The 2,994-nt window shown below is 48.7% G+C and carries 1 rRNA gene; it reads right to left on the bottom strand.

From position 1 onward, the window contains the following. Nucleotides 1-43: 43 nt before the first annotated feature. Nucleotides 44-2,945: ribosomal RNA gene (locus tag ACQ3F0_RS26605) — 23S ribosomal RNA — on the bottom strand. Nucleotides 2,946-2,994 lie beyond the last annotated feature (49 nt).

Raw genomic sequence — 2,994 nt, 5'->3', positions numbered from 1 at the left:
TGAATTATTCATTCAAAATTGCATAGTGAATTTTATTTTTTATTTGATCAAGCCCTCGACCTATTAGTATCAGTCAGCTTAACACATTACTGCGCTTACACCTCTGACCTATCAACCTGGTAGTCTTCCAGGGGTCTTACTAACTTAACGTTATGGGAAATCTAATCTTGAGGGAGGCTTCACGCTTAGATGCTTTCAGCGTTTATCCCTTCCCGACATAGCTACCCAGCTGTGCCACTGGCGTGACAACTGGTGCACCAGAGGTCAGTCCATCCCGGTCCTCTCGTACTAAGGACAGCTCCTCTCAAATTTCCTACGCCCGCGGCGGATAGGGACCGAACTGTCTCACGACGTTCTGAACCCAGCTCGCGTGCCGCTTTAATGGGCGAACAGCCCAACCCTTGGGACCGACTACAGCCCCAGGATGCGACGAGCCGACATCGAGGTGCCAAACCTCCCCGTCGATGTGAACTCTTGGGGGAGATCAGCCTGTTATCCCCGAGGTAGCTTTTATCCGTTGAGCGATGGCCCTTCCACACAGAACCACCGGATCACTAAGCCCGACTTTCGTCCCTGCTCCACCTGTATGTGTCGCAGTCAGGCTCCCTTCTGCCTTTGCACTCTTCGCGCGATTTCCGACCGCGCTGAGGGAACCTTTGGGCGCCTCCGTTACCTTTTAGGAGGCGACCGCCCCAGTCAAACTGCCCACCTAACAATGTCCTGTGACCAGATTCATGGCCTCCAGTTAGAACCCCAATACTGTCAGGGTGGTATCCCAAGGATGACTCCATCAAAGCTGACGCCCTGATTTCGTAGTCTCCCACCTATCCTGTACAGACAATACCGAGATTCAATGCTAAGCTACAGTAAAGCTCTACGGGGTCTTTCCGTCCAACCGCGGGTAGCAAGCATCTTCACTTGCACTACAATTTCACCGGATTTACTGCCGAGACAGTGCCCAAATCATTACGCCATTCGTGCGGGTCGGAACTTACCCGACAAGGAATTTCGCTACCTTAGGACCGTTATAGTTACGGCCGCCGTTTACTGGGGCTTAAGTTCATAGCTTCGCTTACGCTAACTATTCCCCTTAACCTTCCAGCACCGGGCAGGCGTCAGCTCCTATACATCACCTTACGGTTTAGCAGAAACCTGTGTTTTTGATAAACAGTTGCTTGGGCCTAGTCACTGCGGCCTCCTCTCAGAGGCACCCCTTCTCCCGAAGTTACGGGGTCAATTTGCCGAGTTCCTTAGCAGTAATTCTTCCGTCGACCTTAGGATTCTCTCCTCATCTACCTGTGTCGGTTTGCGGTACGGGCACCATTATACTCCATAGAGACTTTTCTTGGCAGCGTGGAATCAGATACTTCGCTACTTAATTTCGCTCCCCATCGTACCTCAGCCTTAAGCAAAAACGGATTTTCCTGTCTTTGCAGCCTAAATACTTAGACGCACATCCAATAGTGCGCAAATCTTATCCTCCTGCGTCATCCCATCTGTCAAACGCATAATGGTGGTATTGGAATATCAACCAATTGTCCATCGCCTACGCCTTTCGGCCTCGGCTTAGGTCCCGACTAACCCTGGGAGGACGAGCCTTCCCCAGGAAACCTTAGATATTCGGTCAATAGGATTCTCACCTATTTCTCGCTACTTATGCCAACATTCTCACTTCTATACAGTCCACCACTCCTTACGGTATGACTTCAACCTATATAGAAAGCTCCTCTACCACTCTTTCGAGTCCATAGCTTCGGTGGTAAGTTTAGCCCCGTTACATTTTCGGCGCAGGATCTCTCGACTAGTGAGCTATTACGCACTCTTTAAATGAGTGGCTGCTTCTAAGCCAACATCCTAGTTGTCTTAGAAATCCCACATCCTTTTCCACTTAACTTACACTTTGGGACCTTAGCTGATGATCTGGGCTCTTTCCCTTTCGACTACGGATCTTATCATTCGCAGTCTGACTGCCGAGGTAAAAGTAAATGGCATTCGGAGTTTGATAGAGTTCGGTAAGCGCTATGCCCCCTAGCTCATTCAGTGCTCTACCTCCATTACTCAATTACTCGACGCTAGCCCTAAAGCTATTTCGAGGAGAACCAGCTATCTCCGAGTTCGATTGGAATTTCTCCGCTATCCACAGTTCATCCCATGCTTTTTCAACAGCAACGTGGTTCGGTCCTCCACGAAATTTTACTTTCGCTTCAACCTGACCATGGATAGGTCACTCGGTTTCGGGTCTACAGCATGCAACTAGTCGCCCTATTCAGACTCGGTTTCCCTTCGGCTACGCACCAGAGGTGCTTAACCTTGCTACATACCATAACTCGTTGGCTCGTTCTACAAAAAGCACGCCGTCACACTTTAATGTGCTCCGACCGATTGTAGGCACACGGTTTCAGATTCTATTTCACTCCCCTTCCGGGGTTCTTTTCACCTTTCCCTCACGGTACTTCTGCACTATCGGTCACTAGGTAGTATTTAGCCTTGGGAGGTGGTCCTCCCAGCTTCCCACAAGGTTTCTCGTGTCTCGTGGTACTCTGGAGTAGATCTACTTTTAAAATTCTTTAGCCTACAGGATTTTTACCTTCTACGATTGTTCTTTCCAGAACTATTCGGCTAGAATTTCTAAAGCGTTATGATCTATCCACAACCCCAGGAACAAGTTCCTGGTTTGGGCTCTTCCCGTTTCGCTCGCCGCTACTCAGGGAATCGATTTTTCTTTCTCTTCCTTGGGGTACTTAGATGTTTCAGTTCCCCCAGTGTACCTCTATATACCTATTTATTCAGCATATAGTACATGGTGTTAACCATGTAGGTTTCCCCATTCGGAAATCTCCGGATCGCAGACTATTTGCATCTACCCGAAGCTTATCGCAGCTTATCACGTCCTTCATCGGCTCCTAGTGCCAAGGCATCCACCGTGCGCCCTTTGTAGCTTGATCTTTTAGTTATTTAATCAACTTTTTACAAAGTTTGCTCAGTTTGAGCTTT

The organism is Clostridium sediminicola (assembly GCF_050402865.1).
In the GTDB taxonomy this organism is placed as follows: domain Bacteria; phylum Bacillota; class Clostridia; order Clostridiales; family Clostridiaceae; genus Clostridium_AF; species Clostridium_AF sediminicola.
This window is presented reverse-complemented; position numbering and strand designations above follow the sequence as displayed.